Here is a 21,706-nt window from a genome sequence, read left to right as displayed (position 1 = left end):
TAGAATTTTAAAATATATTTTTTAGAAAGTCTTTAGGAGTTTTAACTGAAACTCTCAATTATCCACTTTTTATTGAATATATTGAGTAAAATTAAGTTTTATTACAAGTATTTTAATGATATGTACAGGGAGTGAATATAATGAATAGTTTAGAGATATTCGAAGAATCAAAGAAATATATGCCAGGTGGAGTGAATAGTCCTGTTAGATGTTTTAAAGAGATGGGAATGAATCCTCCAGTTATAAAGTCAGGAAAAGACGTAATTATTAAAGATGAAGACGGAAAAGAATATATAGATTTTGTTTTAGCATGGGGGCCACTACTTTTAGGACATTGTGATGAAGATGTAGTAAGTGCTATTAAAGAAACATGTGAAAATGCTTTAGCTTTTGGAGCACCAACTAAGTTAGAATTAGAACTAAGTAAATTTATGTGTGAAAATTTAGATAATGTAGACATGATAAGAATGGTTAATTCAGGTACAGAAGCTACTATGAGTGCTGTAAAGCTTGCAAGAGGATATACAGGAAAGAGTAAGATAGTTAAATTTGCAGGATGTTATCATGGACATTTCGATGGATTTTTAATAGAAGCAGGTTCAGGAGTACTTACAGAAGGAATTCCAGGATCTCTTGGAGTACCAAAGGAAAGTGTAGAAAACACATTAATAGGACTATATAATGATAAAACTCAAATAAAAGAACTTTTTAAAAAGCAAGGAAATGAAATTGCTGCTGTTATCATAGAGCCAGTTGCAGGAAATATGGGTGTTATAAAGGCCAACGAAGATTTTATTAAGGAATTAAGATCTTTATGTGATGAATATAGTGCATTGCTTATATTTGATGAAGTAATGACAGGATTCAGAGTAGCATTTAAGGGAGCACAAACATTATTTGATGTTAAGCCTGATTTAATTACATATGCCAAAATAATGGGTGGCGGTCTTCCATGTGGAGCATATGCTGGTAAGAAAGAAATAATGGAAAAGTTATCTCCATGTGGAGGAGTTTACCAAGCAGGAACAATGTCAGGAAATCCTATTGTAATGGCAGCAGGACTTGCTACATTAACTAAGCTTAAAAATAATATGGAATTATATGATCATGTTGAAAAAATGGGTAAAAAACTTCAAGAAGGTCTTATAGAAATAGCAAAAGAAAATGATGTACCATTAACAATAAATAGAGTTGGTGGAATGTTAACATTATTCTTTACAGAATTAGAAAAAGTAAATACATATGAAGATGTGAAAACTTGTGATAACGAAAGATTTAAAAGATACTTTAAACACATGTTAAATGAAGGCTTTAATATTGCACCATCACAATTTGAAGCTATGTTTTTAAGTGTAAAGCATACAGAAGAACATATTGATAAGTTCTTAGATGCATTTAAGAGGTTTTCTGTAAATGAAAAATAATAAAGCTATTATATTAGTTAGTTTTGGTACATCAAATACCGAAGCTATAAAAAAATGTATAGATCCAATAGAAAATGAGATAAGAGAAGTTTATGGAAGTGAATATTTAGTTTTTAAGTGTTTTACATCTAAAATAATACTAAGAAAATTATCAAATGATTTTGGTATTTATATATTACATTTTGAGGAAGCTTTAAGAAGTGCAAAATTAAAGGATTGTACGGATATTATAATAATGCCTTTAAATGTACTTCATGGAAATGAGTATGAGAAAATAAAAGAATTTATTTCTAAATATAGTCATGAGTTTAATAAAATTATATTAGGAAATCCTATTTTACAATTAGATAATGAATCTAAAGGAATGGTATTTAGTAATATAGTAGACGGTATAAAAAATGAATTACCTAAAGATAAAAATTTATTATTAATAGGTCATGGTACAACAAATAAATCTGATATTGTATATAGCATGTTTCAAAAAGAATTATTAAATATGAATTATGAAAATGTACTTATAGGAACTTTAGAAGGAAAAATTTCTATAAATGAAATTTTAGATAAAATTATAATAAGACAAATAAAAGAAATAACTATAGTACCATTTTTATCAGTATCTGGTAAGCATATTAGTAAAGATATATTTGGAGAAAATAAGGATTCATGGAAGTGTATGATAGAAGCTCAAGGTGTAAAAGTAACATGTTTTAATAAATCTTTAACAGAACTTTTAAGTGTAAAAAGATTATATATAGAAAATATTAAAGAGTTAATAAATAAATTATAATTATTAAATGGTAACAATATAAAAGAACTAAATCTGAATGATTAAATTAATCTATCAGATTTAGTTCTTTTAGGTTTAATAATTATAATGTTTTTTTATGTGGATATATGTTTAATGAATATTGATATGTTATAAATGTGATTTTATCCATTGGCTAATATCATCAATCACATAATCACGTTCAGGTTCGTTAAGAATTTCATGATATAAACCGTCATAAATTTTAATTGTTTTATCAGATGATTTTATTGCATTATAGAATTTTTCTGAATCTTTACATGAAACAAGCTTGTCTTCTTTTCCGTGAAGAATTAATACTGGAAATTCAAATTTATGTAAATCTTTATTTAAAGATTTAAGAGCTTTTTGAATTTCAGTATATAAGCTATCTGAGACTTCTTTTAATATTAAAGAATCTTTAATATAATTATTTACTACATTTTTATCACTACAAATTAGTTTTTCTACATCATTTGCAACATAAGTATCATTAGTATTATTTGTTAAAGCGCTAGACATAACAAGTCCACTAGCTTTATTGGGATAGTTTATTGCAAATTCTGCTATAGCTAATCCCCCTAAATCATGTCCAATTAAAAATATTGGTAGATGTTTATTTTCTTTTTTTGCTATATCTACCATAAAATTTATATCTTGAATTATTTCATCAAAGTTATTACAATGACCTCTTGTACCATGAGATTTTCCATGTCCTCTATGATCAAAAAGATAAGTACTAAAACCATCCATATTTAAATTTTTAATCAAATGTTCATAACGATTACAATGTTCGGTTAAGCCATGAGCTATAATAAGCACTGCTTTAGCATTATCAACTAAGCTTTTTCTTACATAAAGCTTAGTCCCATCAAATGAATTTAGAAATTGTGAAATAATCATAAGTAATTATATCCTCCTAAAAATTATATTTTAAGTATTTTTATGAGATATATTATAATACTTACCATAGAATTTATATAGTGTATATTGTAAAATAATTTATAAATTTTAAAATTTACACTAATAAATAGATTTGTTAATATATAAATAAGTGTATTAGTATATAATGATAAATAAGGAGGAGTAGATATGGATGACAAAATTATAGATTTTAATGAGTTGAAAAATAAAGCTAAGGATAAAGATGTAGATAAATTTGAAAGTTATATTTATTCTATGTATTATGAATTAGCTGCTGGAAATTTAACAATGCAAGATTTTTCTAAAAATATCATGACGTATATGGAAGAAAATAACATTTCACAAGATAAGTTATTAAATATACAGAAGAAATTCTTAGAGAGATATGGAATAGACTCTTCTATGATTGAAGAACAACTAAAAATGGCAGGTATAAATTTAAATAAAATGCCAAATGGTTATGAGTCTATTAGAAAAACCATGGGATTTCAAGAAAAATATAAGAGCGGAATTAAAGTGAAAACAGTATCTGAATACACAATAAGTAATGAAAAAAATAATCTAACAGTATTAATAGAAGAAGATCAAATGAGGTTAATAAGTCTTCAAAAGATAGATTTAAGTGATAATGAATTAAATGAATTTATATGTTCATATAAAAAAGTTATAGAAAATGATAAATTAAAAGTTGTATTATCTGAAAACATTAAATCATATGAATATTAAATGTGAATAAAACCCTCTTTTAAACAAAGAATATATTAAAACCTATTGTTTAGAAGAGGACTTTTTATATGGAAATAAGAAATAAGAAGCACTAGGATAGAGTAGTTTTAACTATGAAAGAAAAGTATGTGGGCATAAGGAACAATTTTAAAAAGATATATCTATTGATAAAGGAGCAATGCTATAATCATGTGTTGATATATGCCACTTTCCCTATTGAATATATCAACACATATCCTAAAATTAAAATCTCCATTATATTAATTAATATAATGGAGATTTTTTTACTATAAACTTTAATACTTCTTTGGTTAGATCGATTATATCTTGTGTAAATATGTTTGACATATCATGTGAAGTACCTTCTAAAGGTACTAATTGAGCAGATGCTTTTTCCTCAACACATTTATTATATAAGTCTAAAGAACTTTCATAAGGAACAAGGGAATCACTCTTACTATGAATTATCAAAGTATCTGGAATGTTAGAATTAATATAGTTAATAGGGTTAAATTCAGAGGCTATAGAGCTTCTATCATTTATAGAATTAAAAATATTTGTTAAGTCCCAATTCAAATCAGATGTATCTAACAAATTAAGATCTGTAGGACCGAAAAAATCAATGACATATTTCACTTTTGAAGGATACTTAGCTAAATCTACATCATCAGTAAAATCATCATTTGAAGTATATGCACTCATCAATGATAAATGAGCACCAGATGACATACCTATAATTCCAATTTGGTTTGGATTCATATTATAGTCTTCGCTATTTTTGTAAATCCATCTTAAAGTATCTTTTATATCACATATTTGTTTTTCGAAATTTTCATGCGAACGCATAAGTTCGTATTCTGTACTTATTATAGTAAATCCATTATTTCTAAATATATCTAGTATTGGAGTGATAAATTGAGGAATGCTCTTATCACCATATACCCAACTTCCACCATGTACATATAGAATTACAGGAGAACTCTTATAGATATTTTTCAAAGGTTTATAAATATCTAATTTTAATTGTACATTATTAGTATTTTTATAGATTATATCTTTATAATCTACATCATTAGTCGGTGAGAATTCAAATTCTTTATTTAACGAAAAATTATCTTTTAAAGAAATTACATCTTTAACAATAGTATAAGTTAATTGAATTTTTTTTCTAAAGATTATTCCTAAGCTAATACTTAAAATTAATATAATTATTAATGAAAATTTTAAAATTTTTTTTATAATACGCATAAAAACACCACAACTTAAAATTAATATAATAACTATTATATCATAAGTATATAATGATTATACTATGTATTAATTTAATAAATATATATGATTTATTTAAGATTTTAGGAGAAATAATATGTTAATAGAAATCATATAAATAATTTATAGATAATAAAAATAGAGAATACAGTCGTCTGCTAGATTTTTTCAAATACATTTTAAAAAAGCAGATGCGTAAAAAAATAAACGTTCTACAGTCGCTTAGTGATTTTTTATAAGGAGAGAATATATGAATAATCCTTTTGATATGCTTATATATTTAGATGAAAACTTAGTTAGAAATTTATCTTCTTTAGTTTTATCAGGTTATATAGATACAAGAATTCAAAAAAGAATTAGAGATGCAAAAGTTTCTGAAGGAGTTCATTTTGATAGTAGGAGTGGTTCTTTTCAACAGGAAACTGAAGGAAAAAACGAAAGAGAAGGATATAGGGATGAAAATAAAGGTAATTTGGTAAATGCAGAACAGCATAATCAAGTATGGAAAGATTTTAATGGTACAGGAAACGTAAGGTTAGAAGAAGAAATACGTAGGACATATACAACATTTGTTCTTAATGGAAATCTTAATGATTTTTTTAATAAAGGGGAAATATTACATTCTAGAAATGCTATTAATATATTAAACGATGAAGTTGAATCAGGAGAATTAGTAGAAATCACAGGACAAATAACTAATCAATCAATTGTGTCTTATGTAGAAACTATAATTGCTTTATTAAGTGCTATAGGGTGTGACAATTTAGATCCATTATTAGATAAAGAAAAATATAAATTTATAAATTTTTCAGTTCTCTTAAAATTATTGAATAACTTAAAAGGAACACTGACTTTAAATAATACTGAGGATTTAATTATGACCACAGGGGATTGTACTACTGTTTTAACTGTTAATAAAAACAATTTTATGAATAACGATTATAATATCTTTGATAAAATAAATTGTGAATGTAAAGTAATTGGCAAGGTAGTAAAAACATGCTGTGGATCAGGATGTATAAATTTTTTAAGAAAAACAGGTACAGAAAAGTTTTATGAAGATCTTTTAAATTATTGTGATTCGCTTTTAGAATGTTTAAAAGATAATGGGATAATAGTACCTGAAAGACCTTGTTGCAAAGTTGAAAATAAGGGAATACAATTAATGCCAATAAGCATTTCTATCTGAGAATAGTTATGCTTATTTGTATTTAAAATAAAAACACTTGTTTTCTGTATAAGGACATGATAATATATATATATTAAGAAAAGGCATATATAATTAGATAAAGAAATTGGGGTGATTGAATGGAATTTATAAGTACTAGAGGAGTGGAATATGGGGTATCCTCTGCAATGGCAATAATAAATGGAATTTCTAAAGATGGAGGACTTTATGTACCTGAAAGTTTTCCTAGTGTATATTCATCATTAAAGAATAAAAAGGAATTTAGTTATGAAGAATTAGCATTTGAAATTATTAATGAATATTTTACTGATATTGATGATGAAGATTTAAAGAACGCAATTAATGAATCATATAATAATAGGTTTGAAGTTAAGGTACATAATAATTTTTTAGAATTATATCATGGTCCAACTTGTGCATTTAAGGATGCAGCATTACTATTTCTTCCACAGATAATGAAAAGAGCAAAAAAGATTTGCAATAAAGAAGAGGATATAGTAATATTAGCAGCGACATCAGGAGATACAGGAAAAGCAGCTTTAGAAGGATTTAAAAATGTTGAGGGATTTAAAGTAGTGGTATATTATCCTAAGAAAGGTGTAAGCACTATACAAGAAAGACAAATGATAACTCAACAAGGCAATAATGTTAAAGTTATCGGAATAAATGGAAATTTTGATGATGCACAAAAATCTGTAAAACAAATATTTGGAGATAATGATTTTAAAGATAACTTATTAAAGAAAGGATTTGCTTTATCATCTGCAAATTCTATAAATATAGGGAGATTAGTTCCACAAATAGTATATTATTTTTATGGGTATTTCAACTTGGTGAAAAAAGGGGTTATAAAACAAGATGAAAAAATTAATGTAGTAGTTCCAACAGGGAACTTTGGAAACATATTAGCATCATACTACGCGAAACAAATGGGACTTCCTATAGATAAGTTTATTTGTGCTTCAAATGAAAATAAAGTTTTAACAGATTTCTTTAAAAGCGGTATTTATGATAAGAGACGTGAACTTGTATTAACGGAATCACCATCAATGGATATTTTAGTATCATCTAATCTTGAGAGATTGTTATTCGAGGCAAGTGGACGAAATTCAGAAGTTATAAATAATCTTATGAATTCATTGAATGAAAATGGCGTATATGAAATAAATGATGACATGAAAAAATTTATGAAAGAGTTTTATGGAGAATATGCTACAACAGAAGAAGTATCTAATGCAATAAAAGAAGTTTATGAAAAAGATAATTACTTAATGGACACTCATACGGCTGTTGGTTATGTTGTTAAAAATAAATATCAAGCAGAAACTAATGATACTAAAGAAGTGTTGATAGCATCAACTGCTAGTCCATTTAAATTTCCAAGAAGTATTTGTAAAGCACTAAATATTTCAAATGATGAAATTGATGATTTTGAGGTATTAAAGAAGTTATCTGAAATTACAAAAAACAATATACCATATAGTTTGGTTAATTTATCGGAATATGAAATTCTTCATGATGAAGTTTGGGATAAGTCTGAGATGAAAAAAGCATTACTTTCTTATCTTGGAATTGAAGGATAAATTATGATTAAAGTTAGAGTACCAGCTACGTCAGCAAATATGGGACCAGGATTTGATTCAATAGGGATGGCAGTAGAATTATATAATGAATTTGCCTTTAGAGAAATAAATGATGGATTAAATTTTAATGGGATACCAGAAGAATTTTGTAATGAAGATAATATAATATATAAAGCTATGAAGTATTGCTTTAATAAGGCAGGTTATGTAATCAATGGGCTTGAAATATCTATATTAAATCAAGATATACCTATATCAAGAGGACTTGGAAGTAGCTCTAGCTGCATAATTGGGGGATTAGTTGGAGCTAATGAAATTTTAGGGGGAAAATTTTCAAAGGATGAACTATTAGAAATGGCTGTTGAAATAGAAGGTCATCCGGATAATGTTGCACCAGCTCTATTTGGGGGAATAGTTGTTGCAATAATTGAAAATAATAAGACTTTATATAATAAAATAGAAATTAAAGATAAAGTTAAATTTATAACTATAATACCTGATTTCAGATTATCTACTGAAGAAGCAAGAAAAGTTCTTCCAAAACAAATTTCAAGACAAGATGGAATTTATAATATTGGGAGAGCAGCACTTATGATTTCTTGCTTTGCTACTGATAGATATGATTTAATAAGAAGTGCTTGTAATGATGCACTTCATCAAAATTATAGAAAAGAGTTGATACCTCACTTTGATGACGTTTATAATAAATGTTATGAGCTTGGAGCATTAGGGTGCTATTTGAGTGGTGCAGGACCAACTATTATGTCTATAATCGATAATGGGGCTAATGGCTTTAGCAATAATATTAAGCAATATTTAGAAGATCATAGTATTAAATGGGGAGTTTTAGAATTACAAGCAGATAACAAGGGGGCATTTGTAATAAAAGGAGATTGTCGATGAAAGGAAATTACTTAGTTATAGACAAAAGAGTTTTACCGGATGTTTATGAAAAAGTTGTTTTTGCTCAAAAGCTATTGAAAGATGGCAAGGTCAAAGAAATTACTGAAGCTACGAAAATAGCAGGGATAAGTAGAAGTGTATATTATAAATATAAAGATTATATATTTGATTTTGCAGAGACTTCTCAAGGCAAAAAAGTGACTTTCAATTTAATAGTTAAAGATCAAACAGGGGTTTTATCTGGAATAATAAATTATATTTCAGAACAAGGTGGTAACATACTAACTATAAATCAAGGTATACCTATAAATGGAATAGCAAATATAAGTGTTACAATTGATATGTCTACATTAATAGGAGATATAAAAACACTTTTAAATGGTTTGTCAGGAATACAACATGTTGAAAAAATAGAATTTGTAGCAATGGAATAAATTTAAAAAGTTATGTGATTAACTAAAAGGGGCTTATAAGGTAAGATTTTAATAAGATTTATTAAAATGTTACTAAATATAAATAATTTAGTATAAATAAATCTAATTTATTAACAAGAAGAAGGCGTAGTAATATACGAACATTATATATTACTACGTCTTTTTCTTAATGTGTAAAAATATAGATTAGAAACCGATAATATAGGGAAATAACTAATAAATATGATATAATTGTAGTTATAAAAATTACATATATTAGGGGGATAACCATGGCAGTAAAGATAGTAACAGACAGTACTAGTTGTATTCCACAAAAATTACTTGAAGAATATGATATTTCAATTGCTTCATTGAATGTTATTTTAAATGGAAAAAGTTATAAAGAAATTGATTTAAATAACAAAGAATTCTATGAAGAGATGGAAAAAAGCAATGAAATTCCAACTTCATCACAACCAAGTATTGATGAACTTTTTAAAATATTTAAGGAAAAAGTAGTTAATGGACATGATGTTGTAGGAATATTTTTATCATCAAAGATGAGTGGAACATATTCAAGTTCTAATTTAGTTCGTGAAATGATTTTAGAAGAATATCCTGATGCAAAGATAGAGCTAATAGATTCAACAACTAATTGTATGCAGATGGGATATCAAGTGTTGGAGGCTGCAAGAAGTGCTAAATTTGGAAATGGTATAAATGAAGTTGTTAAAGCAGCAATACAAGTAAAAGAAAATAGTAGATTTTTATTTGTACCAGATACACTAAAGTATTTAAAAAAAGGTGGAAGAATAGGCAGAGCTTCTGCTTTACTTGGAACAATACTTCAAATAAGACCTATTTTAACAGTAGAGAATGGAGAAACTACAGTATTTGATAAAGTAAGAACAAAGAAAAAAGCAGTTGATACAATAGTAAATGAAGTTATAAAGAATGTTAAAGAAAAAGGTTTAGGCGAAGTTATAGTTCATCATATCAATTGTGAAAGTGAAGGATTAGAACTTGCTAAAAGACTAGAAGAAAAATTAGATATACCTGTTACTATTCAATATATAGGCCCTATAATAGGATTACATGTAGGTCCAGGCAGTATGGGGGTTGCATACTATACTAAATGTTAAATTCTTACATATAACAAAGACAAGTTTAATTAAAATCGATAAATTTAAATTATTAATAATTTAAATTTATCGATTTTTTTATTAGGCTGTGTTTTAAATATGATTAACTTAAAAACATCTGGAGGCGTATCCTTTAGATGTTTATTTTTGGTATAATAAAATAAATATGAATTTATTAGGGGGCAAAATATGGGATATATAGAAACAAAAATAAAAGGGCTTAAATTTAAGAAAACCACAGAAGAAGATATACCGGCTATATTAGAATTTATTAAAAAAATAGCAGTATATGAAAAGATGCTAGATGAAGTTGTTGCTACTGAAGAAACACTTAGAGAATCAATTTTTGAAAATAACAGGGCACATGCTTTGATTATAGAATTTAATAATAAAGTTATAGGGTATATAATATACTTCTTTAATTTTTCAACATTTATAGGAAGAGCGGGATTATATTTAGAGGATATTTATATAGATCCTGAATATAGAGGAAACGGCATTGGAAAAGAAGCATTTGAAACTCTAGTACATATAGCTAAGGAAGAAAAATGTGAGAGAATGGAGTGGGTTTGTTTAGATTGGAATGAACCATCTCTTAACTTTTATGAAAGCATAGGTGCTAAGCAAATGAATCAGTGGATAATTCATAGATTAGATAAAGAGACAATAGAAAAGATTGATAAACATGGACTTTAAAAAATACAAATATTATTTTATTAAATAGCAATTATTTATATGAAAATTTATTTGTAACATGATATGTATTAAAGAACTATTCTGAATTTATTTCAAAATAGTTCTTTTTTGTTAGGCTATGTTTTAAAACAGTGTTGATATTGTAGTATAAAGCTCATGGACAGAGGAATTTACTTTAAGAACACTAAAATAAAGCTTAGTCCAATTAATGCATGCTCCCAATCAAAGATTGCTGACAAGCAATTAATTGTACAAATCTTCATTAAGAGTTCTAAAAAGCAAATTCCAATGCCAGTTCGCCCTTATACTAAAATATCAACATTCACTTAAAACATAGCCTTTTGTTAAAATGAAAAATTACTCTAATTATGTTATGTTTTTAATAAAATTTTGCTAAAAAGTACTTAGTTAGACATGAGTTTAATTAAAAAATAATGTTTATTAATATATTAATTATAAAACAATAAAAATATCGAATTAACAAATTATAGTCAATATGATAAAATAAATGTTAATAAAATCTATGGTTAATATTGACATTAACAAAAATATACAGTATTATTAATTACAATATCGATTTAACGCGTTAAAGTAAAAGCAATAAGTGGGGTGGAGTAATGAATAAAAGAAATATGCTTCCAGAAGGGACAAGAGATCTTGTCTTAAATGAATGTGAAATAAAAAGACACCTAGAAAAAAACATGGATGATTTATTTAGTAATTGGGGATACAGAGAAGTAATAACACCAACATTAGAATTTTATGAAACATTTAATTATTATCCAGAAAGCTTAAAAGAAGAAGAGATGTATAAGTTTTTTGATAATAAGGGAAGAATACTTGTTTTAAGACCAGATATGACAATACCAATAGCAAGATTAGTTTCTACTAAATTAAAAGGTGAAGCTTTACCTATAAGAATTAGATATATATCAAATGTTTTTAGAGTTCATGAGAGTTTAGGTGGTAGAAGAAATGAATATACTGATTGTGGTATTGAGTTAGTGGGGATTAATGGTATTGATAAGGATTTAGAAATATTGGTGTTAGCATTAGAGTCATTAAAAAAATTAGGGCTAAAGAATTTTAAATTAGAAATAGGTAATATAGAATTTTTTAATTCTGCATTTAACGATTTAAATATCAGTAAGGAGAATAAAGAAAAGATAGCTAAATTGATAGAAGGAAAAAATTTAAAAAATTTAGAAGACTTTCTAAAAAGACTAGATATAAAAGAAGAGTATAGAAAATTTTTCAATAAATTACCTTGGATGTTTGGTGATAGAAAAGTGCTTGAAGAAGGAAAAAAATTAGCCTTTAATAATGCACTTTTAAAAAGTATAAGTTATTTAGAAGAGTTATATATTCAATTAGAAGAACTAGGATATAAAGAAAATATAACCTTTGATTTAGGGATGGTACCTAAACTTAATTATTATACAGGAATAATTTTTAGGGGGTATGGGGAAGACATTGGAGATAGTATATTAGCGGGTGGTAGATATAATAAATTAATAAAATCTTATGGCACTGATCTGCCAGCAATAGGGTTTTCAATTGATGTTGATTTAGTAGTGATAAAAAATATAGATAATAATGAGATAATAGAGAAAAATAGAGACATTTATAAATTTTTTTATGGTAACAAAGATGTAGTACAAGCTATAAAGAAAAGTGAGGAACTGCGAAAACAGGGAAAAGTAGTGGAATTATTTCATGATGAAGAGCTAAGTGAATTTAAAATAGTTAAATATGGGGGAAGATAAATATGGCAATAAGTATTGCACTTACGAAGGGGAGATTAGAAGAAGAAAGTATAAAAATATTAGAAAAAGCCAATTTTGATCCAGGTGAATTAAAAAATAAAGGAAGAAAATTAGTTTTTAATGATAGGAATGGAGATATTAAGTATTTCTTAGTTAAGGGAGCAGATTCAATAACATATGTAGAACATGGTGTTGCTGATGTTGGAGTTGTTGGAAAAGACACTATCTTGGAAAGTGGAGATAATTGTTATGAAGTATTAGATTTAGGGATTGGAAAATGCAAATTTATAGTAGCGTCATTGCCTGAAAATGATGTTTTTAAAAAGACTGGACATATAAAAATAGGAAGTAAATATCCAAATGTTGCAAAAGAGTATTTTAAAAAGAAACAAATGGATGTAGAAGTGATAAAAATAGAGGGGTCAGTAGAGCTTGCACCAATACTAGGGCTATGTGATGGGATTGTAGATATTATGGAGACTGGAACTACTTTAAAAGAAAATGGACTTATTGTTTTGGATAATATATTTGATATAAGTGCAAGGCTTATAGTAAACAAAGCTAGTTTTAAAATGAAACAAAATGAAATAAGGGAATTTCTTCATAGAGTAAGAGATGTAATCTGATAAGTTATATATGCTAAAAGACAATATAATAATTAACAATAGTAAATTGGGGGCGATTCAATTGTTAAATTTAATGGAAGTTAATGAAGCAAATAAGGGTGAATTAATTAAAGAATTAAATCAAAGAGAAGGTGCAATACAAAATGATGTTATGTTTAATGTAAGCACTATACTATCAGAAGTTAAGAGACTTGGAGACAAGGCGTTATTTAAATTTACTAATGAATTTGATAAAGTTAAACTAAAAAAATTAGAGGTTAAAAGTGAAGAAATAGAAAAATGTTTTGATTGTGTTGAGAAAGAATTTATTCAAGCACTACAAGAGGCCAAAGTAAATATTGAAGATTATCATAAAAAGCAAAAAACAAATGGATTTATTATGGCTAAAGATAAAGGGGTTTATTTAGGGCAAAGAGTTATTCCATTAGAGAGAGTTGGCGTATATGTTCCTGGTGGAACAGCAGCGTATCCTTCTTCGGTATTGATGAATGTTATACCTGCAAAAGTAGCTGGAGTTGATGAGATTGTAATGGTAACTCCACCTGATAAGGATGGGGAGATAAATCCATATATAGGAGTTGCAGCAAGTATAGCAAAGGTAGATAAAATATATAAAGTTGGTGGTGCACAAGCTATTGGTGCGCTAGCTTATGGTACAGAAAGTATAAAAAAAGTAGATAAGATAGTTGGTCCAGGAAATATATTTGTTGCACTTGCTAAAAAATTAGTATTTGGAACTGTGGATATAGATATGATTGCAGGGCCTAGTGAAATTTTGATTATAGCAGATGAAAACTCAAATCCAAGTTTTATAGCTGCTGACTTAATGTCTCAAGCAGAACATGATAAATTAGCTTCATCTATATTAGTTACAACTTCAAAAAGACTATATGATGAAGTAGAAAAACAATTAGAATTACAAATTAAAAATCTTACAAGAAAAGATATAATAAGAGATTCTCTTAAGAAGTTTGGTAAAGCTCTAATATGTAAAGATATAGATGAATGCATAGATATATCAAATCTTGTGGCTCCAGAGCATTTAGAACTCATGGTTGATAATCCAATGGAGTATTTAGGGAAGGTAAGAAATGCTGGTTCCGTATTTTTAGGAAGATATTCACCAGAGCCAATAGGAGATTATTTTGGAGGAACCAATCATGTACTACCAACTAGTGGAACAGCTAGATTCTTTTCACCATTATCTGTAGATAGTTTTATTAAAAAATCATCTTTCTTATATTATTCTCAAAAAGCTATTTTAGAAAATGGAGAAAAAATAATAACATTAGCTAATAAAGAAGGATTAACTGCTCATGCAAATTCAGTGAAAGTGAGGCTTGTATAAATGAATCAATATATAGATATAGATCAAGAATACCAAATAAGATTAAATAGCAATGAAAGTTATATAGACATGGATAATAATATAATGATAGAAATGAAAAGTAATTTATCTACTATAGAGCTTCACAGATATCCTGAAAATAATATGCTTGAAATAAAAAATCTATATGCTGAGTATGCTGGAACACAAAGTGAAAATATTATAGTTGGAAATGGCTCTGATGAAGTGATTCAATTAGTTATAAGCTGTTATATAGGTTATGGTAAGAAAGTACTCACATTAGATCCTGATTTTACAATGTATGATTTCTATACTGACTTATTTGGAGGAAAAATAGTTAAGTATAAACTAGGTGAAAATATAGTATTTAATTTAGATGAATTTATTAAATTGGAGGAAAGGGAGAATGTAGATTTGATTATATTTTCAAATCCCAATAATCCAACAGGTCTATCATTAAGCAATAATGATATTATCAAATTATTAAAAAGATTTCCCAATATTCCAATACTGGTAGATGAAGCTTATTATGAATTTAATGGAGAAAGTATGATTTCATATATAAATGAATATAAAAATTTAATTGTTACAAGAACACTTTCAAAAGCATGGGGTTTAGCTGCTTTAAGGGTAGGATTTTTAATATCTAATAAAAATATATTAGAAAAATTAAGTGAAAAAAAGATACCATATACAGTTAATTCGTACTCTCAAGCTATGGTATTAACTGCATTAAAATATCCAGATAGAGTTATAGAAAATTCTAAAGTAATTATTGCTCATAGAGAAAAATTATTACTTCAACTTAAATCTATAGAGAAGGATGCTTCAATGGAGATAAAGTTTTATCCGTCTAAAGGTAACTTTATATTTGGAAGAACATCACATAAGTATGCCTTATTAAATGGATTAAATGAGAAAGGGATATTGATTAGAAATTTTTCTGATGATACGTTTAGAATAACAGTAGGTTCACAGTTAGAAAATAGAAAACTAGTAAATGTATTAAGAGAAATTTTTATATATCAAGTTGTAGAAGAATATGCAAAATAGAATAGCTAAAATAGAAAGAAATACTAGTGAAACTAAGGTGAAAATAGATATTAATTTAGATGGAAATGGATTAAATAAAATTCATACTGGAATTGGTTTTTTAGATCATATGTTAGAATTATTTTCATTTCATAGTAATATGGATGTTTATTTATCTTGTGATGGGGATTTAAATGTGTGTGATCATCATAGTGTTGAAGATATTGGAATAATTTTGGGTAAAGCATTTAAAGAAGCCATAGGAGACAAGAAAGGAATAAATAGATATGGAACTTTTTTTCTGCCTATGGATGAGGTGTTGTCGTTAGTATCTTTAGATATAAGTGGTAGAGGTTTTTTAGTATTTGATTGTGAATTTACTAGAGAAAAAGTAGGGGGATTATCTACTGAAATGGTTGAGGAATTTTTTAGAGCTTTTGCATTAAATTCAGAAATAACATTACATTGTAAAATTTTATATGGAAAAAATGATCATCATAAAATAGAGGCTTTATTTAAAGGACTTGGAAGAGCTTTAAGAGAGGCAAAAGAAAGAAATGAATTAAATAAAGTACCATCTACAAAGGGAATATTGTAATTTAAGGGGGCTAAAAATTACATGATAGTTATAATCGATTATGGAATGGGAAATTTGAAAAGTATAAGTAATGCATTAAATAACCTTGAAATAGAAAATAAAATATCAAGTAATAAGAATGAAATTGAAAATTCTAAAGGAATTATATTACCAGGAGTTGGAGCATTTAAAGATGCAATGTGCAATATAAAAGAAAAGTCTTTAGATACTATAATAAAAAAAGAAGCTGAAAATGGAAAACCGATTCTTGGAATATGCCTTGGAATGCAACTTCTTTTTAAAAAAGGATTTGAGGGGTATGAAGAAGAGGGATTAGGACTTTTAAAAGGTAATATTGTTAAATTGAAAGAAGATAAAAATAATAATGTAAAGATACCTCATATAGGTTGGAATAATCTTATTTATAATAAAAAAGATACAATTTGTAGATGTATTGAAGAAGGTAATTTTGTATATTATGTTCATTCATATTGTGCACAAGGATATGATGAAGAGGATTTAATTGCTTATTCTGAATATGGAATTAATAAAATTCCTGGAATTGTTAGACATAAAAATATTATAGGTGCACAGTTTCATCCGGAAAAGAGTGGAGATGTAGGACTTAGGTTATTAAAAAACTTTGGGGAGTTGATTAAGTGATAATATTACCTGCAATAGATATAATAGATGGTCAAGCAGTGAGACTTTATCAAGGTGACTATAATAAAAAAGAAGTAGTTGCAAATGATATCTTTAATATAGCAAAAGAATTTGAATGTTTAGGTGCAGATTATCTTCATTTAGTTGATTTAGATGGTGCTAAATCTGGATATTGCGTTAATGAGAAGATAATATTAAAACTAGCCAAAACATTGACTATTCCTATAGAAGTTGGTGGAGGAATTAGAAACTTTAAAACTATAGAAAAACTAATAGAAAATGGTGTTTCTAGAGTTATTCTTGGAACCATAGCTATAGAAGATGAAGAACTTTTAAAAAAAGCTATTGAGTGTTATAAAGAAAAAATTTCAGTTGGTATAGATTGCAAAAATGGATATGTTTATGGAAGAGGATGGCTTGTAGAAAGCAAACTTAATTATTTAGATTTTGCAAAAAATATGGAGACCCTAGGTGTAAAAAATATAATAGTTACAGACATAAGTAAAGATGGAACATTAGAGGGTCCTAATGTTGATATGCTTATTGAATTGAAAAAACTTGTAAATATAGATATAACAGCATCTGGTGGAATAAAAGATATTGAAAATATTAAAGAATTAAAAAAAATTGATGTTTATGGGGCAATAACAGGAAAAGCCATATATTCGGGTAGCTTATCATTAAAGGAAGCAATAGATATAACAAGATAATTATAATTTAATTATTTATTAAAAAGGGGGTGAGTACATGCATACTAAGCGGATAATTCCTTGTTTAGATGTAAGGGATGGAAGAGTAGTAAAAGGTATAAATTTTAAAGGATTAATTGATGTAGGAAATCCAGTAGAGCTTGCAAAACATTATAATGATCAGGGAGCAGATGAATTAGTATTCCTAGACATAACAGCTACTCATGAAAAACGTGGAATAATGCTTAAAGTAGTAGAAGAGGTAGCTGAGCAAATTTTTATTCCATTTACTGTTGGAGGCGGATTAAGCTCATTAGAAGATATAAAAGCTATATTAAGAGCTGGAGCAGACAAAGTCAGTTTAAATTCAGCAGCTGTTAAGAATAAAAATTTAATAAAAGAAAGTGCATTTTATTTTGGAAATCAATGCATTGTACTAGCTATAGATGGTAAAAAAAGAATGGATAATTCAGGCTGGAATGTGGTTGTTAATGGAGGAAGAATAGATACAGGTATTGATTTATTATCATGGGTTGAAGAAGTAACAAAACTTGGTGCAGGAGAAATTTTATTAACATCAATGGATGCTGATGGTACTAAAAATGGTTTTGATTTAGAATTAACAAAAGCAGTAAGCAATATAACCAGTGTACCTGTTATAGCTTCAGGCGGATGTGGATGTTTAGAAGATTTTTATGAGGTGTTTAAAAATAATATTTCTGATGCAGCATTAGCAGCATCGCTGTTTCATTATGGTGAATTAACAGTTAAAGATGTGAAGAAATATTTGATTAATAAAAAAATACCTATTAGAGTATAAAGAATTTAAATTTAAAACAAAGCTAATTTTTAATATATTAGAGAGGTTTATATGAATATTGAGGAGCGCATAAATATTGTTGATTTTGATAAAGGGAATGGTCTGATTCCGGCTGTAATTCAAGATTATAAAAGTAAAGAAGTATTAATGTTAGGATATATGTCAAAAGAAAGTTTGAAGAAAACTTTAGAAGGGGATACTACTTGGTTTTATAGTAGAAGTAGAAAGAAACTTTGGAATAAAGGGGCTACATCAGGGAATTTTCAATATATAAAGGAAATAAAAATAGATTGTGATAATGACACTATTTTAATTACTGTAAATCAAAAAGGAGCAGCATGTCATACTGGAAACAAAAGTTGTTTTTATAGAGATTTTTAATATAGAATTGGAGTGGTTTTTATGGAAAATGAGATAAAAAATTTATATAGTACAATTTTAGAAAGAAAAATTAGTGGAGAAAATAGATCGTATACTAATTATCTCTTTACGCAAGGAATAAATAAAATTTTAAAAAAGGTTGGAGAAGAGTGCACAGAGGTTATAATAAGCAGTAAGGAAAGCAATAAAGAGGAACAAGTAAATGAAATATGTGATTTAACTTATCATATACTTGTATTAATGGCTGAGCTTAATATACCTTTAGAAAATATAAAAAATGAATTAAAAAAAAGAAGTGAAAAGATTAATAATTTTAAAGGTGAAAGAAAAGCAATAAAAGAATACTAAAAGTTAATATAATCTTTATTTAGGATTTGCTTTAATAAGATGTTAATATGTGAATGAGTAAAGTTAATTGCCACTTCACTTATTCACATATTAACATCTATAAAAACAGATATTTTATTTAAGTTTACATTAAACAAACTATATTGGAGTTTTTTAGTCTAATTATTTTAAAAAAATTCAGGTTTTCTATTTTTGAAATAAATAGGTTTTAGACCTAGTATTTCTGTTAGTGAAAGTGCATTTTTGAAATTAGTGGCTATGTCATTAACATTATGAGCATCTGAACCAAGGGTTATATATTTACCACCAAGTTCTTTATATCTATTGTAAATATCTATCATATTATGAAATGTTTCATTAGTATCAAGTCTTCGAGTATTTATCTCTAGTACTTTTCCTTTAGAAATTAATGTTTTAAATATTTCATCAAGTATTTCACCATGATCGCATAAAGCAATTTCATTGTTTTCAAACTTAGTATATCTGCAAGGATAGTCAAAATGTGCTAATGAATCAAAACAATCATATTTATTTATTACGTTTAGCATGAATTCAAGATAGTTATGAAAGAATTCTTTTTTAGTAAGATCATCTCTTTTACAATAGTCAACGTAAATATCTTCATCATAAACAGCATGTACTGATCCTAGTACAAAATCATAATTAAAATTTTTTGCTTTTTCGTTTATTGTATTAAATGAAGGAAGAGTTAAGCCTAATTCTATGCCTAAAAGTAAATTATTATTTTTATATTCTGAATAATTATTAAAGTAATTAGGAATATCTAATTTGAACAGATCTTTATCAGGATAATCTTGATCTAAATGTTCAGTTAGTATAAGTCCTATATTTAATTCATTTGCTTTTGATATAGCATCAGATATTTTCATATCACTGTCAGATGAAAATATTGTATGAATATGGCTATCAAATATCAATTTAATCACTCCAATTTTTATATATTAATGTAGAAATATATGATATATATATTATAATAAGTTTATTCTAAAAAAGTCTGCATAATTAAAATGCAGACTAAATATTATGTCCATCTAAAAAATAACTAAATGAACAACATGGGATTTTGAAGAAGGTTTTATATTACAATATGATAAATAAAGTAATATTATGTAATTGAGTATAAAGTAATTATACATTATTTAGGGTTACTAAAACAATATTTTTCATAAAATTCATTTTAATAACAAATCATAAGGAGATGTGAATAAACAAAAAATATAGTAGGAGAATTAAAAATTATGATAGAAATAAAAAAAGAAGAATTATTAAAGGGTACTCCAGATTATGAGGAGTATTCAGAAAATGTATGCAATTTATCAATGGAAGAACTTAAAGAATTAGGTCTTTTAAAATGTGGTGGATGTTGTACTAAGAATAACCAATCTGTTGATTGTAATAAATGTACTGGGTGTAAAAGTAAAAAGTGCAGTAAGCATAAATTATAAAGAAAATATTAAATATAAATTAAGATATAGATTTAAAAGAAATAATAATATATAATTAATTTGGTTGGTTATAATATATGTATTTTGGAGGGAAAGTTTTGGCTAAACCAAGTATTTTTAGTAGAGAATATGAAAAACGCATGAAAAGAAGAAAAAGAAATTTTTTAATAATATTTATAATAATTAGTTTAGTGGTTATTATATCAATGATTAAAGTGTTAGGTAACACTACAGATTATTCAAATGTAAAACAAAAGATACAGGCATGGATAGATAGTGATTCAATTCAAAAGAATGATGAGATTTTATCGGAGCAAGGGATTGACCGAGTAGAAAAAGAACCAGAACTTCCTAAATCTGAAGAAGAATCTTTTGAAATAACTTTAAAAAATGGGCAAAAAGTTAAAGCTATATATATTAAAGAAAATGAAGATATAAAATTTACAAATATAGAGTCTAGTGATGAGACATTGGTATATGATATCAGTCAATCTGGAAAAAAAATATTGATATTGGAAAATGATCAAACAATTACTTTATATAATGTAGATGGGACTTCTCAGATTATATCAAAAGAAGAATATAAATCATCAAAGGGTGATGTATTTACAAGAGAATCAACTATTATGAGTAATCCACAATATTTATGGAATTATAATCCCAAGTTTGTTAATGATGATAATATAGTTTTTGTTAGTAATAGACCTTATTTTGGAACAGCAGCAACAAAACAATATTTATGGATAACAAATATAAGTAATAATAGTGATGTAATAAAGTGGGATTTAGCGGGAGCAAAAATAGAAATTCTTGAACGTGAAGAAAAAGGAATAAAAATTACTGTAGATGGTAATATTTATTACATAGATGTAAATTGCAATATTGCTAAACAGTAATATTTATATAAATAATTTGATAAGAAACAGGGATTTATGGT

General features: G+C 26.6%; 24 protein-coding genes. 21 read left to right on the top strand and 3 right to left on the bottom strand.

Annotation, left to right across the window (positions count from 1 at the left end; genetic code table 11):
* Positions 1-140 precede the first annotated feature (140 nt).
* A complete protein-coding gene (gene hemL, locus NG904_RS11830; protein WP_252231755.1) occupies positions 141-1,424 on the top strand; it encodes a glutamate-1-semialdehyde 2,1-aminomutase in 1,284 nt (427 codons plus the stop codon).
* Entirely contained in the window at positions 1,414-2,211 is a 798-nt protein-coding gene (locus tag NG904_RS11825) for a sirohydrochlorin cobaltochelatase (RefSeq protein WP_252231754.1), read from the top strand. Before hemL ends, NG904_RS11825 begins: the two co-directional genes overlap by 11 nt.
* Before the next feature lie 129 nt (positions 2,212-2,340).
* Here NG904_RS11825 and NG904_RS11820 read toward each other — a convergent pair whose 3' ends face one another.
* Positions 2,341-3,111: an alpha/beta hydrolase gene (locus NG904_RS11820; RefSeq protein WP_252231753.1), complete on the bottom strand. Its 771-nt coding sequence runs from the start codon at positions 3,109-3,111 to the stop codon at positions 2,341-2,343.
* A 189-nt stretch (positions 3,112-3,300) separates the two neighbouring features.
* Here NG904_RS11820 and NG904_RS11815 point away from each other — a divergent pair, with 189 nt between their 5' ends.
* Positions 3,301-3,858, top strand: coding sequence for a DUF3867 domain-containing protein (locus NG904_RS11815; RefSeq protein ID WP_252231752.1), 558 nt, complete (start codon positions 3,301-3,303; stop codon positions 3,856-3,858).
* Between the two features lie 264 nt (positions 3,859-4,122).
* Here the strand turns inward: NG904_RS11815 and NG904_RS11810 are convergent, their stop codons facing one another.
* On the bottom strand, positions 4,123-5,106 hold the full coding sequence (locus NG904_RS11810; protein WP_252231751.1) for an alpha/beta hydrolase: 984 nt from the start codon (positions 5,104-5,106) through the stop codon (positions 4,123-4,125).
* Between the two features lie 271 nt (positions 5,107-5,377).
* Here NG904_RS11810 and NG904_RS11805 point away from each other — a divergent pair, with 271 nt between their 5' ends.
* The 16 genes from NG904_RS11805 to hisE all read left to right on the top strand — a co-directional run bounded on the left by NG904_RS11805 (position 5,378) and on the right by hisE (position 19,303).
* Positions 5,378-6,316, top strand: a complete 939-nt coding sequence (locus NG904_RS11805) for a DUF6414 family protein (protein ID WP_252231750.1) — start codon at positions 5,378-5,380, stop codon at positions 6,314-6,316.
* Positions 6,317-6,435: 119 nt separating this feature from the next.
* Positions 6,436-7,899 (top strand): threonine synthase, encoded by a 1,464-nt coding sequence (gene thrC / locus NG904_RS11800; RefSeq protein ID WP_252231749.1) that lies wholly within the window; start codon positions 6,436-6,438, stop codon positions 7,897-7,899.
* Positions 7,900-7,902: 3 nt separating this feature from the next.
* The gene (thrB, locus tag NG904_RS11795; protein WP_252231748.1) at positions 7,903-8,802 is read left to right on the top strand and encodes a homoserine kinase; all 900 of its coding nucleotides are present in this window, start codon (positions 7,903-7,905) and stop codon (positions 8,800-8,802) included.
* Positions 8,799-9,236, top strand: coding sequence for an ACT domain-containing protein (locus NG904_RS11790; protein WP_252213809.1), 438 nt, complete (start codon positions 8,799-8,801; stop codon positions 9,234-9,236). Before thrB ends, NG904_RS11790 begins: the two co-directional genes overlap by 4 nt.
* 269 nt (positions 9,237-9,505) lie before the next feature.
* Entirely contained in the window at positions 9,506-10,357 is an 852-nt protein-coding gene (locus NG904_RS11785) for a DegV family protein (protein ID WP_252231747.1), read from the top strand.
* 189 nt (positions 10,358-10,546) lie between these two features.
* Positions 10,547-11,053, top strand: coding sequence for a GNAT family N-acetyltransferase (locus NG904_RS11780; RefSeq protein ID WP_252231746.1), 507 nt, complete (start codon positions 10,547-10,549; stop codon positions 11,051-11,053).
* Positions 11,054-11,670: 617 nt separating this feature from the next.
* Positions 11,671-12,819 carry an ATP phosphoribosyltransferase regulatory subunit gene (hisZ, locus tag NG904_RS11775; RefSeq protein WP_252231745.1) on the top strand — a complete coding sequence of 383 codons (1,149 nt, stop codon included), beginning with the start codon at positions 11,671-11,673 and terminating at the stop codon, positions 12,817-12,819.
* A gap of 2 nt (positions 12,820-12,821) precedes the next feature.
* Positions 12,822-13,445, top strand: a complete 624-nt coding sequence (gene hisG, locus NG904_RS11770; protein ID WP_252213795.1) for an ATP phosphoribosyltransferase — start codon at positions 12,822-12,824, stop codon at positions 13,443-13,445.
* A gap of 61 nt (positions 13,446-13,506) precedes the next feature.
* Positions 13,507-14,793 carry a histidinol dehydrogenase gene (gene hisD, locus NG904_RS11765; protein ID WP_252231744.1) on the top strand — a complete coding sequence of 429 codons (1,287 nt, stop codon included), beginning with the start codon at positions 13,507-13,509 and terminating at the stop codon, positions 14,791-14,793.
* Entirely contained in the window at positions 14,794-15,846 is a 1,053-nt protein-coding gene (hisC, locus tag NG904_RS11760; RefSeq protein WP_252231743.1) for a histidinol-phosphate transaminase, read from the top strand.
* Entirely contained in the window at positions 15,836-16,423 is a 588-nt protein-coding gene (hisB, locus tag NG904_RS11755) for an imidazoleglycerol-phosphate dehydratase HisB (RefSeq protein ID WP_252213789.1), read from the top strand. Before hisC ends, hisB begins: the two co-directional genes overlap by 11 nt.
* A 21-nt stretch (positions 16,424-16,444) precedes the next feature.
* The gene (gene hisH / locus NG904_RS11750) at positions 16,445-17,065 is read left to right on the top strand and encodes an imidazole glycerol phosphate synthase subunit HisH (RefSeq protein ID WP_252231742.1); all 621 of its coding nucleotides are present in this window, start codon (positions 16,445-16,447) and stop codon (positions 17,063-17,065) included.
* The gene (gene hisA / locus NG904_RS11745; RefSeq protein WP_252231741.1) at positions 17,062-17,775 is read left to right on the top strand and encodes a 1-(5-phosphoribosyl)-5-[(5-phosphoribosylamino)methylideneamino]imidazole-4-carboxamide isomerase; all 714 of its coding nucleotides are present in this window, start codon (positions 17,062-17,064) and stop codon (positions 17,773-17,775) included. The genes hisH and hisA overlap by 4 nt, the downstream gene beginning before the upstream one ends.
* A 37-nt stretch (positions 17,776-17,812) precedes the next feature.
* On the top strand, positions 17,813-18,574 hold the full coding sequence (hisF, locus tag NG904_RS11740) for an imidazole glycerol phosphate synthase subunit HisF (protein ID WP_252213782.1): 762 nt from the start codon (positions 17,813-17,815) through the stop codon (positions 18,572-18,574).
* 51 nt (positions 18,575-18,625) lie between these two features.
* Entirely contained in the window at positions 18,626-18,955 is a 330-nt protein-coding gene (gene hisI, locus NG904_RS11735) for a phosphoribosyl-AMP cyclohydrolase (RefSeq protein ID WP_252213780.1), read from the top strand.
* A gap of 21 nt (positions 18,956-18,976) precedes the next feature.
* Positions 18,977-19,303: a phosphoribosyl-ATP diphosphatase gene (gene hisE / locus NG904_RS11730; RefSeq protein WP_252231740.1), complete on the top strand. Its 327-nt coding sequence runs from the start codon at positions 18,977-18,979 to the stop codon at positions 19,301-19,303.
* 167 nt (positions 19,304-19,470) lie between these two features.
* Here hisE and NG904_RS11725 read toward each other — a convergent pair whose 3' ends face one another.
* Positions 19,471-20,241, bottom strand: a complete 771-nt coding sequence (locus NG904_RS11725) for a histidinol phosphate phosphatase (protein ID WP_286674346.1) — start codon at positions 20,239-20,241, stop codon at positions 19,471-19,473.
* A 321-nt stretch (positions 20,242-20,562) separates the two neighbouring features.
* Between NG904_RS11725 and NG904_RS11720 the strand changes: the two genes are divergently transcribed.
* Together NG904_RS11720 and NG904_RS11715 are read left to right on the top strand one after the other, a co-directional pair.
* Complete coding sequence (locus NG904_RS11720; protein WP_252213774.1) at positions 20,563-20,769, top strand: hypothetical protein; 207 nt, start codon at positions 20,563-20,565, stop codon at positions 20,767-20,769.
* Between the two features lie 98 nt (positions 20,770-20,867).
* Positions 20,868-21,665 (top strand): hypothetical protein, encoded by a 798-nt coding sequence (locus NG904_RS11715; RefSeq protein ID WP_252231738.1) that lies wholly within the window; start codon positions 20,868-20,870, stop codon positions 21,663-21,665.
* The last annotated feature ends 41 nt before the right edge of the window (positions 21,666-21,706 follow it).

The sequence above is a fragment of the Clostridium sp. ZBS15 genome (assembly GCF_023845705.1).
Taxonomy (GTDB): Bacteria; Bacillota; Clostridia; order Clostridiales; family Clostridiaceae; genus Clostridium; species Clostridium aquiflavi.
This window is presented reverse-complemented; position numbering and strand designations above follow the sequence as displayed.

What these genes read in the sequence shown, in the direction of transcription:
- NG904_RS11785 (WP_252231747.1), top strand. Translation starts at nt 9,506, where the DNA reads ATGGCAGTAAAGATAGTAACAGACAGTACTAGTTGTATTCCACAAAAA.
- hisH (WP_252231742.1), top strand. Translation starts at nt 16,445, where the DNA reads ATGATAGTTATAATCGATTATGGAATGGGAAATTTGAAAAGTATAAGT.
- hisZ (WP_252231745.1), top strand. Translation starts at nt 11,671, where the DNA reads ATGAATAAAAGAAATATGCTTCCAGAAGGGACAAGAGATCTTGTCTTA.
- hisC (WP_252231743.1), top strand. Translation starts at nt 14,794, where the DNA reads ATGAATCAATATATAGATATAGATCAAGAATACCAAATAAGATTAAAT.
- hisB (WP_252213789.1), top strand. Translation starts at nt 15,836, where the DNA reads ATGCAAAATAGAATAGCTAAAATAGAAAGAAATACTAGTGAAACTAAG.
- NG904_RS11780 (WP_252231746.1), top strand. Translation starts at nt 10,547, where the DNA reads ATGGGATATATAGAAACAAAAATAAAAGGGCTTAAATTTAAGAAAACC.
- hisG (WP_252213795.1), top strand. Translation starts at nt 12,822, where the DNA reads ATGGCAATAAGTATTGCACTTACGAAGGGGAGATTAGAAGAAGAAAGT.
- thrB (WP_252231748.1), top strand. Translation starts at nt 7,903, where the DNA reads ATGATTAAAGTTAGAGTACCAGCTACGTCAGCAAATATGGGACCAGGA.
- hisI (WP_252213780.1), top strand. Translation starts at nt 18,626, where the DNA reads ATGAATATTGAGGAGCGCATAAATATTGTTGATTTTGATAAAGGGAAT.
- NG904_RS11825 (WP_252231754.1), top strand. Translation starts at nt 1,414, where the DNA reads ATGAAAAATAATAAAGCTATTATATTAGTTAGTTTTGGTACATCAAAT.
- NG904_RS11820 (WP_252231753.1), bottom strand. Translation starts at nt 3,111, where the DNA reads ATGATTATTTCACAATTTCTAAATTCATTTGATGGGACTAAGCTTTAT.
- hisE (WP_252231740.1), top strand. Translation starts at nt 18,977, where the DNA reads ATGGAAAATGAGATAAAAAATTTATATAGTACAATTTTAGAAAGAAAA.
- NG904_RS11720 (WP_252213774.1), top strand. Translation starts at nt 20,563, where the DNA reads ATGATAGAAATAAAAAAAGAAGAATTATTAAAGGGTACTCCAGATTAT.
- NG904_RS11810 (WP_252231751.1), bottom strand. Translation starts at nt 5,106, where the DNA reads ATGCGTATTATAAAAAAAATTTTAAAATTTTCATTAATAATTATATTA.
- hemL (WP_252231755.1), top strand. Translation starts at nt 141, where the DNA reads ATGAATAGTTTAGAGATATTCGAAGAATCAAAGAAATATATGCCAGGT.
- NG904_RS11815 (WP_252231752.1), top strand. Translation starts at nt 3,301, where the DNA reads ATGGATGACAAAATTATAGATTTTAATGAGTTGAAAAATAAAGCTAAG.
- NG904_RS11805 (WP_252231750.1), top strand. Translation starts at nt 5,378, where the DNA reads ATGAATAATCCTTTTGATATGCTTATATATTTAGATGAAAACTTAGTT.
- NG904_RS11790 (WP_252213809.1), top strand. Translation starts at nt 8,799, where the DNA reads ATGAAAGGAAATTACTTAGTTATAGACAAAAGAGTTTTACCGGATGTT.
- hisF (WP_252213782.1), top strand. Translation starts at nt 17,813, where the DNA reads ATGCATACTAAGCGGATAATTCCTTGTTTAGATGTAAGGGATGGAAGA.
- thrC (WP_252231749.1), top strand. Translation starts at nt 6,436, where the DNA reads ATGGAATTTATAAGTACTAGAGGAGTGGAATATGGGGTATCCTCTGCA.